The 16841-nt window shown below is 68.8% G+C and carries 14 protein-coding genes; 6 read left to right on the plus strand and 8 right to left on the minus strand.

All coding sequences use genetic code 11. From position 1 onward, the window contains the following. Positions 1-173: 173 nt before the first annotated feature. From purU (HGG74_RS20135) to glyA, 7 genes are read right to left on the minus strand one after another with little or no spacing between them, the layout of a single operon-like run. Positions 174-1085 (minus strand): formyltetrahydrofolate deformylase, encoded by a 912-nt coding sequence (gene purU, locus HGG74_RS20135; protein ID WP_168489281.1) that lies wholly within the window; start codon positions 1083-1085, stop codon positions 174-176. Positions 1086-1098: 13 nt separating this feature from the next. Beyond that, positions 1099-2511, minus strand: a complete 1413-nt coding sequence (locus HGG74_RS20140) for an L-serine ammonia-lyase (protein WP_168489283.1) — start codon at positions 2509-2511, stop codon at positions 1099-1101. Next, positions 2511-3155, minus strand: a complete 645-nt coding sequence (locus tag HGG74_RS20145; protein WP_168489285.1) for a sarcosine oxidase subunit gamma — start codon at positions 3153-3155, stop codon at positions 2511-2513. The genes HGG74_RS20140 and HGG74_RS20145 overlap by 1 nt, the downstream gene beginning before the upstream one ends. Beyond that, complete coding sequence (locus HGG74_RS20150) at positions 3148-6096, minus strand: sarcosine oxidase subunit alpha family protein (RefSeq protein ID WP_312856924.1); 2949 nt, start codon at positions 6094-6096, stop codon at positions 3148-3150. The genes HGG74_RS20145 and HGG74_RS20150 overlap by 8 nt, the downstream gene beginning before the upstream one ends. Further along, complete coding sequence (locus HGG74_RS20155; protein ID WP_168489287.1) at positions 6093-6398, minus strand: sarcosine oxidase subunit delta; 306 nt, start codon at positions 6396-6398, stop codon at positions 6093-6095. Before HGG74_RS20155 ends, HGG74_RS20150 begins: the two co-directional genes overlap by 4 nt. A 19-nt stretch (positions 6399-6417) precedes the next feature. Then, positions 6418-7635, minus strand: coding sequence for a sarcosine oxidase subunit beta family protein (locus HGG74_RS20160; protein WP_168489289.1), 1218 nt, complete (start codon positions 7633-7635; stop codon positions 6418-6420). Next, entirely contained in the window at positions 7635-8930 is a 1296-nt protein-coding gene (glyA, locus tag HGG74_RS20165; protein ID WP_168489291.1) for a serine hydroxymethyltransferase, read from the minus strand. Before glyA ends, HGG74_RS20160 begins: the two co-directional genes overlap by 1 nt. A 179-nt stretch (positions 8931-9109) precedes the next feature. On the opposite strand from glyA, the gene HGG74_RS20170 reads away from it, so the two are divergent. Then, the gene (locus HGG74_RS20170; protein WP_168489293.1) at positions 9110-9787 is read left to right on the plus strand and encodes a GntR family transcriptional regulator; all 678 of its coding nucleotides are present in this window, start codon (positions 9110-9112) and stop codon (positions 9785-9787) included. An 88-nt stretch (positions 9788-9875) separates the two neighbouring features. Here the strand turns inward: HGG74_RS20170 and HGG74_RS20175 are convergent, their stop codons facing one another. Then, positions 9876-10556, minus strand: coding sequence for a GntR family transcriptional regulator (locus HGG74_RS20175; RefSeq protein ID WP_168489295.1), 681 nt, complete (start codon positions 10554-10556; stop codon positions 9876-9878). A 146-nt stretch (positions 10557-10702) separates the two neighbouring features. Between HGG74_RS20175 and purU (HGG74_RS20180) the strand changes: the two genes are divergently transcribed. The 5 genes from purU (HGG74_RS20180) (at position 10703) to HGG74_RS20200 (ending at position 16763) form a co-directional block, all read left to right on the plus strand. Beyond that, entirely contained in the window at positions 10703-11608 is a 906-nt protein-coding gene (gene purU / locus HGG74_RS20180; RefSeq protein ID WP_168489297.1) for a formyltetrahydrofolate deformylase, read from the plus strand. 43 nt (positions 11609-11651) lie between these two features. Continuing rightward, positions 11652-14144, plus strand: a complete 2493-nt coding sequence (locus HGG74_RS20185; RefSeq protein WP_168489299.1) for a GcvT family protein — start codon at positions 11652-11654, stop codon at positions 14142-14144. A gap of 130 nt (positions 14145-14274) precedes the next feature. Then, positions 14275-14898: a cyclodeaminase/cyclohydrolase family protein gene (locus HGG74_RS20190; protein WP_168489301.1), complete on the plus strand. Its 624-nt coding sequence runs from the start codon at positions 14275-14277 to the stop codon at positions 14896-14898. Further along, positions 14895-15791: a bifunctional 5,10-methylenetetrahydrofolate dehydrogenase/5,10-methenyltetrahydrofolate cyclohydrolase gene (locus HGG74_RS20195; protein ID WP_168489303.1), complete on the plus strand. Its 897-nt coding sequence runs from the start codon at positions 14895-14897 to the stop codon at positions 15789-15791. Before HGG74_RS20190 ends, HGG74_RS20195 begins: the two co-directional genes overlap by 4 nt. Before the next feature lie 162 nt (positions 15792-15953). Then, positions 15954-16763, plus strand: a complete 810-nt coding sequence (locus tag HGG74_RS20200) for an IclR family transcriptional regulator (RefSeq protein WP_168489305.1) — start codon at positions 15954-15956, stop codon at positions 16761-16763. Positions 16764-16841: the final 78 nt, after the last annotated feature.

The following is a 16841-nucleotide window of genomic DNA, read 5'->3' on the forward strand; positions in this document are numbered from 1 at the left end:
AACCAACCCAACCTGTCACAACCAGGTTGATTTATACCGCCAGACAGGGAGCACATTCCCGTTCCGGAGCACCCGGCAGGAAACAACGACGGCGGCCGGCACCTCCCGTTCGGAAGGTACCGGCCGCCGTCGTCCATGCCGGGCCGGGCACCGCAAGGCACCCGGTGCAGGGGCTACCGGAGCACCACGGTCCGGCTGCCGTGCAGGATGACCCGGCCCTCGCAGTGCCACTTCACGGCATTGGAGAGCGCCTTGCACTCGGTGTCCCGGCCGGCCGCGACCAGGTCCTCGGGCCCGTAGGTGTGGTCCACCTCCATGACCTGCTGGGCGATGATCGGGCCCTCGTCCAGCTCGGCGTTGACGTAGTGCGCGGTGGCGCCGACCGTCTTGACGCCCTTGTCGTAGGCCTGGTGGTAGGGCTTGGCCCCCTTGAAGGAGGGCAGGAAGGAGTGGTGGATGTTGATGACCCGCCCTTCCATCCGGGTGGCCAGCTGGTCGGAGAGCACCTGCATGTAGCGGGCCAGCACCACCAGTTCGACCTCGAACCGGTCCACCAGATCCAGCAGCTTGGCCTCGGCCGCCGGCTTGGTGTCCGGGGTGACCGGGATGTGGAAGAACGGGATGCCGTGCCACTCGACCAGCCGCTGGTGGTCCCGGTGGTTGGAGACCACCGCCACGATCTCCACCGGCAGCTCCCCGGTACGGGCCCGGAAGAGCAGGTCGTTGAGGCAGTGGCCGAACTTGGAGACCATCACCAGCACGCGGCGCTTGGCCCCCTGCACGTCCAGCTTCCAGTTCATGCCGAAGCCCAGCGCCACCGGTTCGAACTCCTGGCGCAGCTTATCCGTCAGTCCGGGGGCCGCAGGGGTGGTGAAGTGCACCCGCATGAAGAAGTGCCCGTGGCGGAGGTCCCCGAACTGCTTGATGTCCAGGATGTTGCCGCCGTGCTCGAGCAAAAAGCCCGAGACGGCGTGGACGATGCCGGGACGTTCCGGACAGTCCAGGGTCAGCACATGCTCTGCACTGGGTCCCGCGGTGTAGGTTCCAGCTGCGGTAGTTCCGGCCGCGGCGTTCTCTTCAGGCATTTGGCTCAGCTCCTCAGCACTCAATGACGTTTACTGCCAGACCCCCGCGGGAGGTCTCCTTGTACTTGACCTTCATGTCCTTGCCGGTCTCGCGCATCGTCTTGATCGCCATGTCCAGCGTGACCTTGTGCACCCCGTCCCCGGCCAGGCTCAGCCGGGCCGCGTTGATCGCCTTGACGCTGGCGATCGCGTTGCGCTCGATGCAGGGAATCTGCACCAGGCCGCCCACCGGGTCGCAGGTGAGCCCGAGGTTGTGCTCGATGCCGACCTCGGCGGCGTTCTCCACCTGCTCCGGGGTCCCGCCGAGCACCGCGCACAGCGCGCCGGCGGCCATCGAGCAGGCCGAGCCCACCTCGCCCTGGCAGCCCACCTCGGCCCCGGAGATCGAGGCGTTCTCCTTGAACAGGATCCCGATCGCGGCGGCGGTGAGCAGGAAGTCCACCACGCCGTCCTCGTTCGCCCCGGGGACGAACCGGGTGTAGAAGTGCAGCACGGCGGGGATGATGCCGGCCGCCCCGTTGGTCGGTGCGGTGACGATCCGCCCGCCGGAGGCGTTTTCCTCGTTCACTGCCAGCGCGTAGAGGTTCACCCATTCCATCGCCCACAGCGGGTCGGCCACCGGCTGCCCGCCGCTGGCGGCAACGCGCTCGGCTTCGGCCTCCGTTGCGCGCAGTTTGCGGCGCAGCTCCGGGGCCCGGCGGCGGACCTTCATGCCGCCGGGCAGCACCTCCTCGGTGCGGCTGCAGCCGTTCTCCACGCACTCCTGCATCACGTTCCAGATGTGCAGCAGCCGCGTCCGCAGCTCCTGCTCGCTGCGCCAGGACAGCTCGTTGGCCAGCATGATCTGCGCGATGGACTTGCCCTCGCGGCGGCAGAGCTCCAGCAGCTGCGCCCCGGTGGTGAACGGGTACGGCAGTTCGGTCGAGTCCGGGACGATCCGGTCAGCGCCCGCTGCGTCCTCGTCCACCACGAAGCCGCCGCCCACCGAGTAGTAGGTGCGCTCGCGCAGCAGGCTGCCGTCCTCGCCGTAGGCGAAGAAGGTCATCCCGTTAGGGTGCGCCGGCAAGGTCTTGCGCCGGTGCAGGATGACGTCCTGGTCGAAGTCGAAGCGCACGGGCCGGCTTCCGGCGAGCACCAGCTTGCCCGAGGAGGCAGCCTCGCGCACCTGCGCGTCGGCGGTGTCCGTGTCCACCGTCTCCGGGTCCTCGCCGGCCAGGCCCAGCACCACTGCCTTGTCCGAACCGTGGCCCCAGCCGGTGGCGCCGAGCGAACCGAACAGTTCGGCCCGCACGCGCGCCACAGACTCGAGCACCCCGTCCGCGACCAGGCCGCCGGTAAAGCGCCGGGCCGCCCGCATCGGGCCCACCGTATGGGAGGAGGAGGGCCCGATGCCAACGGAAAACAGATCCAGTGCGCTCAGCGCCATTACGGTACCTCGGGAGCGGCGAACTCCGTCATGGCGTCCAGCAGCCAGCGCGCGGCGTAGTCAGCGAAGGACGCCCGCGGCAGGATCCTGTATGTCTGCCCTGACGGGCCCTCGCCGGTCTGCCACAGCAGCACCGGCACCGGGCCGAGCTGGGTGGTGATGGCGGTTCCGGGGCCGAAGACTCGCGGGTGCAGGTCAGCGTTGCAGCCCTTTTCCAGCACCAGCCGGGCCGAGGGGCCGGACAGTTCCAGCGTGGTGCGGTTGGCCGACAGGTCCACCACCGCGCCCGGCTCGTCGCCGAGCGCTTCGGTGAGCGCGCCGGCCCCGGTGCCTTCCGGGGCCACCAGCAGGTACTCGTCGGGGCCGAGCCAGAGCACCGCGGTGCCCTCGGCGCTGCCGGTGGTCTGGCCCACCTTGGTGGGCAGGGCCACGCCGGCGGCTTTTTCCAGGGCGGCCGCGGCGGCGGAGCCGGGCTGGGCGCGCAGGCCCACCATGGTCAGGAACGGGATCTCGCGCAGCGTCACCCCGCGCTCCCCTGCCACTGCCCCGGCCTCGATGGCGCCGGCCAGGTGGGCCAGCGGGCTGCGGCGCAATGCCGCCGGGCCCTGGATGTTGACGTTCTGCTCCATCAGCTGCTCAGCCATCGCGGCGGCTTCCTTCCGGGTCGAAAAGTACTGTTTCTGCCACGGTCACTTCCACCAGCTGCCCGTCCAGCGGGGCGAGCAGGGTTTCCCCGATGCGGTTGCGGCCGTTCTTGATCAGGGCCAGGCCGAAGGTGCGGCCCAGGGCGGCGCTGCGGTAGCTGGAGGTCACGTGTCCCTCCATCGGCACCGGTCCGTCCTGCGGGGTCACCGGCACGCCCTGGGCCACCAGCTGGGCACCTTCGGGCAGCAGGAACTCCGGGTCCACCGGCAGCACGCTGACCAGCTGCTTGCGGTCCTCGCGCAGATTGTCGGCCCGCGAGTAGGAGCGCTTGCCCACGAAGTCCTTGGCCTTGGAGACGATCCACTCCATGGCCGCGTCCTGCGGGGTCACGGTGCCGTCGGTGTCCTGGCCGACGATGATGTAGCCCTTCTCGGCGCGCAGCACGTGCATGGTCTCGGTGCCGTAGGGGGTGATGCCGAATTCGGCACCGGCCTCGGCCACCGCTTCCCAGACGGCCAGGCCGTACCAGGCGTCCACGTTGATCTCGAAGGCCAGCTCGCCGGAGAACGAGATCCGGGCGATCTTGGCCGGGATGCCCGAGGCCAGGACGGTGTCGCGGAAGGCCATGAACGGGAACGCTTCGTTGGACAGGTCCAGCTCCGGGGCCAGCTTGGCCAGCACCGCGCGGGACTTCGGCCCGACGACGGCGGTGGTGGCGATCTGCTCGGTGACCGAGGTGCAGACCACGTCCAGCTCGGGCCACTCGGTCTGCAGCCATTCCTCGAACCAGTCCAGCACCTTCGCGGCGCCGCTGGTCGTGGTGGTGAGCAGGAAGCGGTCCTCGGCCAGGCGCATCACGGTGCCGTCGTCGAAGATCATCCCGTCCGGGGTGCACATCACGCCGTAGCGGCAGGCGCCGATGGCCAGCTTCTTGTAGGCGTTGGTGTAGATCCGGTTCAGGAACTCGCCAGCGTCCTTGCCGCGGACCTCGATCTTGCCCAGCGTGGTGGCGTCCATAAAGCCCACGGAGGAGCGCACCGCGGCGCATTCGCGCAGCACCGCCGTCTCCATGTCCTCGCCCGCCTTGGGGAAGAACCAGGGCCGCTTCCACTGTCCCACGTCCTCGAACAGGGCGCCCTGCTCCACGTGCCAGGAGTGCATCGGGGTCAGCCGGGCCGGGTCGAACAGCTCGCCGCGCTGGCGTCCGGCCAGGGCCGCGAAGGCCACCGGGGTGTACGGGGCGCGGTAGGTGGTGGTGCCGATGCCGCCGATGTCGCCGCTCTTGAGCGCGTGGCCGATGACGCCGATCACGTTCACGCCCGAGGTCTTGCCCTGCTCGTCACCGGTGGAGATCGAGGTGTAGCGCTTGACGTGTTCCACGGACCGCATGCCGGCGCCGGTGGCGCGCAGCACGTCCTTGACGGTCTGGTCGCGGTGCAGGTCCACGAAGTGGGTGCCGAACTCCTCCGCGCCGCTGTCCAGGCTGCCGCCCGGGCCCGGCACCAGCCAGAGCTCGCGGAACTCACCGGCGGCTGCCTTGCGGGCAGCCTCGTCCGGCACGCCGCCGTAGCCGGCGGCACCGGGGACCGTGAAGCCCGCGGCTTCCGCGGCGGCCCGCCCGGCCGAGGCGCCCTCGAGCATGCAGTGCGCGGCGTTGTAGGTGCCGTTGAGCGCACCGGCCAGGTGCTGGTTGGCCACCGGGGCCACCGGCACAAAGGCCGCGACGGACTCGTCCCAGCGGGACTTGCCCTGGCGCTGGCTGTGCAGGTGGATGGTCGGGGTCCAGCCGCCGGAGACGGCCAGCAGGTCGGCCTCGAGCCGGCGGGTGGCGCCCACCGGGCTGCCGGCGCCGTCGAGCGCGCTCACCGTGACGGCGGAGATCCGCCCGGAGTCCGCGGAGGCCTCGGTGTCCACGACGGCCGAGCCGGTGATGACCTCCACCCCGGCCGCGCGCACGGCGGCGGCACGGGCGGACAGCTCCTGGCGGGCATCGACCACGGCGGAAACCGTGACGCCGGCGGCAGCCAGGTCCTGGACGGTGTCGTAGACACTGTCATTGGTGGTGAAGAAGACCACGTTGCGCCCCGGGGCCACCGCGTAGCGGTTGACGTAGGTGCGCACCGCGCCGGCGAGCATGATGCCCGGCCGGTCGTTGTTGGCGAAGGTGATCGGCCGCTCCAGGGCGCCCGGGGCCAGTACGACCTGCTTGGCGCGGATATGCCAGAGCCTGCTGCGGGAGATGCCCTCGGGGACCTCGGCCAGGTGGTCAGTGCGGTTCTGGCTGGCGAGCAGGTAGTTCGCGTCGTAGCTGCCGAAGGCCACGGTGCGCGGCAGCAAGGTGGCCTCTTCGGCCGCTTCCAGCTCGGCGAGCACCTCGGCGGTCCACTCCTGGGCCGGCTGGCCGTCGATCAGCTCGCCCGGGGCAGAGAGAAGCGAGCCGCCAAACTCGGCGTCCTGCTCGATCAGGATCACCCGGGCGCCGCCGCGCACGGCCTCGCGGGCCGCGGCCAGGCCTGCCGGGCCGGAGCCGACGACGACGACGTCGGCGTGCACGTACTTCTTGTCGTAGCGGGCGGTGTCTTCCCGCGGGTCCAGGGTGCCCAGGCCGGAGAGGAGCCGGGCGGCCAGGCCCTCGCGCAGCGGCACGGTCGTGGCGGTGAGCATGGACTCGTCCACCGGGTTGGCCGGGCCGGAGGCGGAGACGTGGATCAGCGCGTTGGTCTCCTCGACGCCGGCACTCATGATGCCGCGCGGGCGGTCCAGGTACAGCGAGTTGCCGCAGCGGATGACGCCGTTGGCCAGCAGGGCGCTGGCCACGGTGTCGCCGCGGTAGCCGGTGTAGGAGGTGCCGTCCACCGTGAAGGCCAGTTCGGTGCCGCGGTCGATGCGGCCCCCCGCTGTGCGGTCGGCCGGCAGGCGGTGGGTCTGGGTGGTGCTCACTTCGCGGCTCCTTCCTGGGTGAGCGAGTCGAAATCGGGGCGGGGTTCGCCGGCGCGGTAGACGGCCTTGATCTCGTAGGTGACGGTGTCGCGGACGGCGTTGAACCAGCGCCGGCAGCCGCCGGTGTGGACCCAGCGCTCGGCGAACAGGCCCTTGGTGTTGTCGCGGTAGAAGAGGTACTGGGCCCACTCCTGGTCGGTCAGCTGGTTCGGGTCCTCGGGGTAGGCCACGTGGGCCTGGCCGCCGTAGTGGTATTCGGTCTCGTCCCGGGGGCCGCAGTAGGGGCATTCAAGGAGGATCATGGTGGCGAATCCTTAGGTCTTAGTGGGCCACGGCGGCGGCGCCGTGCTCGTCGATCAGGTGGCCGGTCTCGAAGCGCTCCAGCGCGAACGGGGCGTTCAGCGGGTGCGCTTCGCCGGTGGCGATGGTGTGGGCGAAGGTATACCCGGCTCCCGGGGTGCCCTTGAACCCGCCGGTGCCCCAGCCGCAGTTGACGAACATGTTCTCCACCGGCGTCGTGCTCACGATCGGCGAGGCGTCCAGCGTGGTGTCCACGATGCCGCCCCAGGTGCGCAGCAGGTGCGCCCGGGCGAAGATCGGGAAGAGTTCGACGGCGGCGGCCATCTGCTCCTCGATCACATGGAAGGCCCCGCGCTGGCCGTAGCCGTTGTAGCTGTCGATGCCGGCGCCCATGACCAGCTCGCCCTTGTGCGCCTGGGAGACGTAGACGTGCACGTGGTTGGACATGACCACCGTGGGGTGCACCGGCTCGAACAGCTCGGAAACCAGCGCCTGCAGCGGGTGGGACTGGATCGGCAGCCGGAACCCGGCCAGGTCGGCCAGCACCGAGGAGTGGCCGGCGGCGGACAGGCCCACCTTGCCGGTGAGGATCCGCCCGCGGCTGGTCTCCACGCCGACCACGCGGTTGCCGTCCTTGATGAAGCCGGTCACCTCGCAGTTCTGGATGATGTCCACGCCCATCTCGTCGCACTTGCGGGCGAAGGCCCAGGCCACATGGTCGTGCTTGGCGATGCCGGCGCGCGGCTGGTAGGTCGCGCCCATGACCGGGTAGCGGATGTTGTCGCCGATGTTGACGATCGGGCAGACTTCCTTGACCTGCTCCGGGGTCAGCCACTCGGCGTCCACGCCGTTGAGCTTGTTGGCGTTGACCCGGCGCACGGACTCGCGCACGTCGCCCAGGGTGTGGGCCAGGTTGAGCACGCCGCGCTGGCTGAACAGGAAGTCGTACTCGAGTTCCTCGGGCAGCTGCTCCCAGAGCTTCAGCGAGTGCTCGTAGATGGCCGCGGACTCGTCCCAGAGGTAGTTCGAGCGGATGATGGTGGTGTTCCGGGCCATGTTCCCGCCGGCCAGCCAGCCGCGTTCCAGGATGGCGATGTTGGTCATCCCGTGGTTCTTGGCCAGGTAGTAGGCGGTGGCGATGCCGTGGCCGCCACCGCCGACGATGACGGCGTCGTAGGAGGATTTGGGCTCCGGGTTCCGCCAGAGGAAGTCCGGGTGCTCGGGCAGCAGGTCGGCCATTACTGGGCTCCGTTCAGGTCTGCGGTGGTCGGGTACAGGGGGAATTTGCCGGCCAGGACGCTCACGCGCTCGCGCAGCGAGGCTTCGAGCTCGTCGTCCAGATCCTGTACCAGGGCGGTGGCGATAATGTCGGCGACCTCGGTGAACTCGGCGGCGCCGAAGCCGCGGGTGGCCAGCGCCGGGGTGCCGATACGCAGGCCGGAGGAGACCATCGGCGGGCGCGGGTCGAAGGGGACGGCGTTGCGGTTGACCGTGATGCCGACCCGGTGCAGCCGGTCCTCGGCCTGCTGTCCGTCCAGCTCCGAGTGGCGCAGGTCCACCAGGACCAGGTGCACGTCGGTGCCGCCGTTGACCAGGCTGATGCCGGCGGCCTTCACGTCCTCGGCCAGCAGCCGGTCGGCCAGGAGCTTCGCGCCCTCGAGGGTGCGGCGCTGGCGGTCCTTGAAGTCCTCGGAAGCGGCGACCTTCAGGGCCACCGCCTTGGCCGCGACCACATGCATCAGCGGCCCGCCCTGCTGGCCGGGGAAGACCGCGGAGTTGACCTTCTTGGCGATCTCCGGGCTGTTGGTCAGGATGATGCCGCCGCGCGGGCCGCCGAGGGTCTTGTGCGTGGTGGTGGTGACGACGTCGGCGAAGGGCACCGGGTTCGGGTGCAGGCCGGCGGCCACCAGACCGGCGAAGTGAGCCATGTCCACCATCAGGTACGCCCCGACGGCGTCGGCGATCCGGCGGAACTCGGCGAAGTCCAGCTGGCGGGAGTAGGCGGACCAGCCGGCGACGATCAGCTTCGGCTTGTTTTCGACGGCGAGGCGCTCGACCTCCGCCATGTCGATCTTGTGGTCCTGCTCGGAGACTCCGTAGGAGACGACGTTGTAGAGCTTGCCGGAGAAGTTGATCTTCATCCCGTGGGTCAGGTGGCCGCCGTGGGCCAGGTTCAGGCCCAGGATGGTGTCCCCCGGAGTCAGCAGCGCGAACATCGCGGCCGCGTTGGCCTGCGCTCCGGAGTGGGGCTGCACATTGGCGAAGCCGGCACCGAAGAGCTCCTTCGCCCGGTCGATAGCCAGCTGTTCGACCACATCGACGTGCTCGCAGCCGCCGTAGTAGCGCCGTCCCGGGTAGCCCTCGGCGTACTTGTTCGTCAGGACCGAGCCCTGCGCTTCCATCACCGCTGCCGGGGCGAAGTTCTCGGAGGCGATCATCTCCAAGGTGGACTGCTGGCGCTGCAGTTCACGGTCCACGGCGGCGGAGACTTCGGGGTCGAGGGTGGCCATCGGGGCCGCCAGGACGTCAACCATGCGGGGTTCTCCTTGTGTTTCAAAAGGCTTCGGTACCAGAATCCGGAAACTAAAATTTCTCTTCTTCGATTCTGATATATCAGTACGAGAACAATGGTATGATGGTCATCACAGCGAGTCAACACCTTCCGGAAAACTCGCAGATCAGCCCGGATCCACTGGCAGCAGCGGAGGTAACCATGAGCCTGGAACTCGTCCCCGTCGAAACCGACCGCGAACCCGTTTCGCTCGCCGAACAGGCCTACCGCGAACTGCGGGACCGGCTCATCATGCTCGAGATCCGCCCGGGCGACCCGATCAACGACGGGCACCTGGCCGCCGACCTCGGCGTCGGCCGCACCCCGGTGCGCGAGGCGCTCAAACGGCTGGAAACCGACCACCTGGTCATCTCCTACCCGCGCCGCGGCACCTTCGCCACCATCGTGGACATCACCGAGCTCGCCGATGTCTCCGAGCTGCGCCAGCTGCTCGAGCCGCTGGCCGCGCGCAAGGCCGCGCGCAATGCCAGCCCGGCCCTGCGCGCGGAGCTGAACTCAGTGGCGCGCACCATCGAGGAACTGGCCCACGCCACCGAGAAGCCGGAGAAGAAGGCGCTGATGCGCTACGACCTGACCGTGCACCGGCTGATCTACAAGGCTGCCGGCAACCGGCACCTGGAGGATTCGCTGATCCGCTACGACAACCTGGCCACCCGGATCTGGTGCCTGGTCCTGGACAAGGTCCCGGCGGTCGCCGGCCACATCACCGAACACGTGCAGCTGCTGGACGCCGTCGTCGCCGGCGACGAGGAACTTGCGGCCCGGCTGGCCCTGGAGCACGTGACCAGCTTCGAAAAGACCATCCGCACGGTGCTGTAAGGCCGCACAGTGTTGCTGGGCCGGACACTGCTGCGGGGCCGGACGATGCCATAGGGGGCCAGCCCGTTCCGCCTGGAGCGGACCGGCTTCAGGCCGCGAACAGCGCCGATCGCACCGCCACTTCGAACCCGTTCACATGGCTGCGCGCAAGGTCGGCAGCCAGTGCCTCGTCGCCGTCGATCACGGCCTGCAGCAGGTCGAAGTGCTCATGCAGGTGCCCGGCAAGACCGGGCAGCTGGTCGATGACCAGGCACCAGATGCGGGTGGCCAGGTTGTCGTAGCGGATCAGGGTGTCTTCCAGGTGCGGATTGCCGGCGGCGCGGTAGATGCCGCGGTGGACCCTGGCATCACAGTGGAGCATCTCGACGACGCCGGCCCCCGCGACGTCGAAGGCCTCGACGTCCTTCATGACCTGGGCCAGTTCAGCGCGCATGGCCGGGGTGGCCACCCGGGCCGCCCGGGAGGCGGCCAGCGGTTCGAGCTGCGCCCGGATCTCGGAAATGTACGCCAGGTCGGTGATGTCCACCTTGGTGGCAAAGGTCCCCCGGCGCGGATAGGTCACCACCAGCCGGTCGACCTCGAGCCTTTTCAGCGCCTCGCGCACGGGCGTCCGGCCGAAGCCGAGTTTGCGGGCCAGCGCCTCGTCGTTGAGCGGATCGCCGGGCCGGATGTCCAGGGTCAGGAGCCGGTCGCGGATGGCCTCGTAGGCGACCTCGGCCAGCGAGGAATGGCCGGCGGGCTCGGCCGGGGACTGAAAGCCGTACGACATGAGTTCTCCAATTCCCTTGCGTAAAGGCCATTGACCTGCGGCGTGAACTGCGTCTAGGCTACTACACATTCTTATATATCAGTCGGATACGGCGCATATATAAAGCTTTCCCTCTCCCATTCCTCTTCTCCCCTCAGGAGATTCACATGACTTTGTTGGACTCGGCCGTGACTCCCGGGATCCGGACGGCACCGGCAGAAGAAGCCGCGCCCCGCTTCGCACTGACGCTCACGTGCCCGCAACGGCCGGGCATTGTCCATGCGGTGACGAGCTTTCTGCTTCAGCACGGCTTCAACATTGACGAGCACCAGCAGTTCGACGACCCGGTCCGCAAGACCCTCTACCTGCGGACGGCCTTCTCCGGCCGGAGCACTAAGAGTGCCGCGGCCTTGGCGGACGAGTTTGCCGAAGTTGCCGGCAACTTTTCCATGAGCTACCAGATCCATGACCAGACCCGGATGCGGCTGCTGGTGATGGTGTCCAAGGCCGGCCACTGTCTGAACGACCTGATCTTCCGCTGGCGTGCCGGCACGCTGGGCGGGGACATCGCCCTGGTGGCGTCGAACCACGAAGACCTGCGTCCGATGGCCGAGGCCGCCGGGCTGCCCTTCGTGCACATCCCCGTCTCCCCCGACACCAAGCAGGAGGCGGAGGAGACCCTGCTCCGCCTGGTCGACGAGCATGAGATCGACCTGGTGGTCCTGGCACGCTACATGCAGATCCTCTCGAACGACCTCTGCGCCGCGCTGGAAGGCCGGGCGATCAACATCCACCACTCCTTCCTGCCCGGCTTCAAAGGAGCCAGGCCGTACCACCAGGCCTATGAACGCGGGGTCAAGCTGGTCGGCGCCACCGCGCACTACGTGACGGCCGATCTCGACGAAGGCCCGATCATCGAGCAGGAAGTCATCCGGGTGGACCACACCTACCACCCGTCGGCCCTCGCCACCGTCGGCCAGGACGCCGAAGCCCTGGCCCTGTCCCGCGCGGTCCGGTGGCACTGCGAGCACCGCGTCCTGCTGGACGGCTCCAGCACCGTCATCTTCCGCTAAGGCCCCCGCGCCGGCACCCCGAAGCGCTTCGAAGGAGAAACCCATGGCCCACTCACCACGCATCGTCATCATCGGCGCAGGAATCGTCGGGGTCAATCTGGCCGACGAGCTGGTCAACCGCGGCTGGACCAACATCACCGTCCTGGAGCAGGGACCGCTGAGGATGCCGGGAGGATCGACCTCCCATGCCCCCGGCCTGGTGTTCCAGACCAATCCGTCCAAGACCATGAGCCAGTTTGCCCGCTACACAGTGGAGAAGCTCAAGTCCATCGAACAGGACGGCGCCAGCTGCTTCAACCAGGTCGGCGGGCTCGAAATCGCCACCACCGAGACCCGGCTGGCGGACCTGAAGCGCAAGCTCGGCTACGCCTCCTCCTGGGGTCTGGAAGGGCGCCTGCTGGATGCGGCCGAATGCAAGGCGCTCTACCCGCTGCTCAACGAGGACATGGTCCTGGGCGGCCTGCACGTGCCCAGCGACGGCCTGGCCCTGGCGGCACGCTCCGTCCAGCTGCTGATCGAGCGCACCAGCGCCGCGGGCGTTCTCTACCGCGGCTCCACCCCCGTGCTGGACATCGAGCAGGCCAACGGGCAGGTGACCGGGGTCCGCATCCCCGACGAGGTGGTTCCGGCAGACATTGTCGTCTGCTGCGCAGGTTTCTGGGGCCCGAAGATCGGTGCGATGGTGGGCATGGCCGTGCCGCTGCTGCCGCTGGCCCACCAGTACGTCAAGACGACGCCGGTGGACGAGCTCAAGGGCCGCAACGAGCTGCCCAACGGAGCGGGGCTGCCGATCCTGCGCTTCCAGGACCAGGACCTGTACTACCGCGAACACGGCGACCGGTACGGCATCGGCTCCTACGCCCACCGGCCCATGCCCGTGGACCTGGACAGCCTGGCCACCTACCGGGCCGAGGAGGTCAGCGAGCACCGGATGCCTTCCCGGCTCGACTTCACCCTCGAGGACTTCCTGCCCGCCTGGGAAGCGTCGCAGCAGCTGCTGCCGGGGCTGCGCAACAGCGACATCGACGACGGGTTCAACGGCATCTTCTCCTTCACCCCCGACGGCGGTCCGCTGCTGGGTGAGTCTTCCGAGGTCGGAGGCTTCTACATCGCCGAAGCGGTCTGGGTCACCCACTCCGGCGGCGTGGCCAAGGCGATGGCCGAACTGATCACTGCGGGGCGCTCCGAAACCGACCTGGGCGAATGCGACGTCGCCCGGTTCGAAGAGGTGCAGCTGTCCCCCGCCTACGTCAGCGAAACCTCGCAGCAGAACTTCGTCGAAATCTACGATGTGCTGCACCCGCTGCAGCCGCGGCTGTCACCGAGGAACCTGCGGGTCAGCCCCTTCCACGCCCGGCAGAAGGAACTGGGCGGCTACTTCCTCGAGTCCGGCGGCTGGGAGCGGCCGTACTGGTACGAAGCCAACGCCAGGCTCCTGAAGGAGCTGCCGACCGAATGGCGTCCGCCGGCACGCGACGCGTGGGCGCAGATGTTCAGCTCGCCGATTGCCGCCGCCGAGGCCTGGAAGACCCGAACGGCCGTGGCCATGTACGACATGACCCCGCTGAAGCGCCTCGAGGTGTCCGGACCGGGGGCCCTGGCGCTGCTGCAGCGGCTGACGACCTCGAACCTGGACAAGAAGCCCGGCGCCGTCACCTACACGCTGCTGCTGGACCACGCCGGCGGCATCCGCAGCGACATCACCGTGGCACGCCTGGACGAGCAGACCTTCCAGCTCGGCGCCAACGGAAACATCGATCTGGCCTACCTCACGAAGGAAGCCCGCCGGCAGACCGACGACGGCACGGCCGGCGGCTGGGTCCAGGTCCGCGACATCACCGGCGGCACCTGCTGCATCGGCCTCTGGGGGCCCCTGGCCCGCGACCTGGTCTCCTCGATCAGCGACGATGACTTCTCCAACGAGGGCCTGCGCTACTTCCGGGCCAAGCAGGCCACCATCGGCGGGGTGCCGGTGACCGCCATGCGCCTGTCGTACGTGGGCGAACTCGGCTGGGAAATCTACACCACGGCCGACAACGGCCAGCGGCTGTGGGACGTCCTCTGGGAAGCTGGGCAGCCGCTCGGGGTCATTGCCGCCGGCAGGGCTGCCTTCTCCTCCCTCCGGCTGGAGAAGGGCTACCGGTCCTGGGGCGCGGACATGACCACCGAACATGACCCGTACCAGGCCGGCCTGTCCTTCGCGGTCAACACCGCCAAGGAATCGTTCGTCGGCAAGGAGGCCCTCGAGGGCCGCACCGAAGAAGGCTCGGCGCGGCGGCTGCGGTGCCTGACGATCGACAACCCGCAGTCCATCGTCCTGGGCAAGGAGCCGGTCTTCTACAAGGACGAGTGCGTCGGCTACGTCACCAGCGCAGCCTACGGCTACACGGTGCGCAAGCCCATCGCCTACTCGTACCTGCCGGCCTCCGTCAACGTCGGCGACGCCGTCGAGATCGAGTACTTCGGCAAGCGGATCCCGGCCACGGTGACCGCCGATCCGCTCTACGACCCGGAAATGAAGCGGCTGCGCGGCTAACCCCGGCCAGCCCTCCCCGCCGGGTAGGGCACACCCTGAACCCGCGGCCCTAACCCCGCCTCCCGCCGACAGGGGTTGGGGCCGCGTTCGATACCACCCGCCGTCACCGACGATTGGACCACAATCCACCATGATCAGTTCCGAAACCATTGAGGGCTACCTGGCACGCCTGGCGGCCCGCCAGCCCACACCGGGCGGAGGCGCCGCCGGCGCCCTCCACGCGGCCCAGGGCGCTGCCCTGATCGCCATGGTCGCCCGGTACACGACCGGCGCCAAGTATGCAGACCACGCAGAAGACGTGGAGCGCATCATCGCCGGCGCCGACGCCGTCATCCCGGTTGCGGTCCGGACCGCCAACGCCGATGAGGAGGCCTTTGCCGCGGTCATCAAGGCCTACGGGCTCCCGGCAGATTCCGAGGACAACCGGGCGCTGCGGACCCGGGCCATCCAGGACGCCCTGGCACAGGCCACCGAACCGCCCCGGGACCTCATCAATCTGGCCGGGCAAATCATCGACCTGGGCCACGAACTGGCTGAATTCGGCAATGCCAACGTCATCAGCGACGTCGCAGCCGCGTCCGAAGCAGCACGGGCTGCCATTGCCACCGCCATGATCACCCTTGAAATCAACATCAAGGCCATCAAGGATGCCGAACTCCAGGATGCCCTCAGGGCCGATGTCCTGCGCGCGGAGCAGATCATCGCGTCCGCCGACGACCTTTCGAGCCGGGTCCGGAAGCGGGTGCTGGCATGAGCGCCGCCGAGCTGCACGGTTCCCCGGTCGCCAAGGTCCTGCAGGCAGAAATCCAGGACCAGGTGTCAGGCCTGGTCGCCGACGGCATCATGCCGACGCTGGCAGTGGTCGTGGCGACCGACAACGAAGCCACCCACTGGTACGTCCGCTCGATCGCCCGGGCGGCGGAAAAGGTCGGCATCAGCTGCAGGATCATCGATCTGGGTCCTCAGGCATCCCAGGCCCACATCGCAGCCACGCTGATCGACCTCAGCGTGGACAAGCAGACTCACGGCATCATCCTGCAGACTCCCCTGCCGGCAGGCGTGCGCGCCGACGAACTGGTTGCCCATATTGATCCGGACAAGGACATCGACGGCGCCAACCCGCTGAGCCTGGGGCGCCTGGCCGTCGGGCTGCCGGCCTTCGCCCCTGCCACGGCCCGGGCCGTGGTGGAACTGCTGGAACACCATGGAATCCCCCTCGACGGCAGCCACGTAACCGTTGTTGGCCGGTCGGCCGTTGTCGGAAAACCGCTGCTGCACCTGCTGCTGGACCGCAACGCCTCCGTGACCATCTGCCATTCCCGCTCGCGGCCCCTGGAAGACTACACCCGGGCCGCCGGCATCGTCGTCGCAGCCGTGGGACGGCCCGGCCTGGTCACCGCACGCCATGTGGCACCCGGGTCCGTGGTGGTCGACGTGGGCACCAATGTGCTCGAGGACGGCAGCCTCGTCGGCGACGTCGACGCCGGGTCGGTGGCCGATGTGGCGTCCGCACTCTCCCCTGTTCCCGGTGGCGTCGGCACTGTCACCACAGCGCTCCTGCTGCTGCACACGACGCAGGCAGCAGATCAGCTCCGGCTCCTGCAGCGGCCTCCGGCACCGGTTCCCGCGTCGCAGGCACGGGCTTAGCAACCGCAGTCATTGCAGCCGCAGGCAGCGGCGGACACACCTGAGGTGTCCGCCGCTGCCTGCGGCCATTTTCCCCATCGTTTTCCGGCTCTTCCTGGCGGCAGTCTGCAGCACGCCGTAATCCAAGCTGCTGTTCAGGCGGAGTATCTGAGACGATAAACCATGACCTCGCAGCATATCTCCGACACTGCTACCGATCCGGAGGGCGCCCAGCACGGCGGCGTGCAGTCCGTGGACCGGGCCATTGCCGTGCTGGAAATCCTGGCCCGGGAAGGCGATGCCGGCGTGAGCGAAATCGCCGACCAGGTAGGCATCCACAAATCCACCGCCTCGCGCCTGCTCGGCGCCCTGCAGGCCCGGGACCTGGTCCAGCAGAACAATGAACGCGGCAAGTACCAGCTGGGCTTCGGCATCCTGCGCCTGGCCGCTTCCATCCCCGGCAGGCTCAGCCTGGTCCAGGAGGCGCGACCGACGCTCGAGGCACTGGCCGCCGAGTTCAAGGAAACGGTCAACCTGGCGGTCCTGCGCTCCAACTTCGCGGTCAACGTGGACCAGGCCATGGGGCCCTCCACCCTGGCCACCCACAACTGGATCGGCAGCCTCACCCCGCTGCACGCGACCTCCAGCGGCAAGGTGCTGCTCGCGGCGCTGAGCGCTGACGAACGGGACCGGATCCTGAAGGAGACGGGCCTGCCGGCCAAGACCTCCCTGACCATCACCTCTCGCCGGAAGCTGGAAGAGCAGCTGCGCCAGGTGGTCCGGGACGGCATCGCCATCACGCACGAGGAGCTGGAGATCGGGCTCAATGCCGCCGCCGTGCCGGTGTTCAACCACAGCGGCGCGGTCATCGGGGCAGTAAGCATCTCCGGGCCGGTCTTCCGTTTCGAGCCCGAGAATCAGCCCGGCCTGCTCGAGGCGCTCAAGCAGGCCGGGCTGGAGATCAGCAGGCGGATGGGCTACTCGACAGCCTGACCATCCAACGGCAGGGGCCGGTGCCTGGGCATTCCTGCCCGGGCACCGGCCCCTGCTGCGCCGGGCCTGTCAGCTGGG

The sequence above is a fragment of the Arthrobacter mobilis genome (genome assembly GCF_012395835.1).
Classification (GTDB): domain Bacteria; phylum Actinomycetota; class Actinomycetes; order Actinomycetales; family Micrococcaceae; genus Crystallibacter; species Crystallibacter mobilis.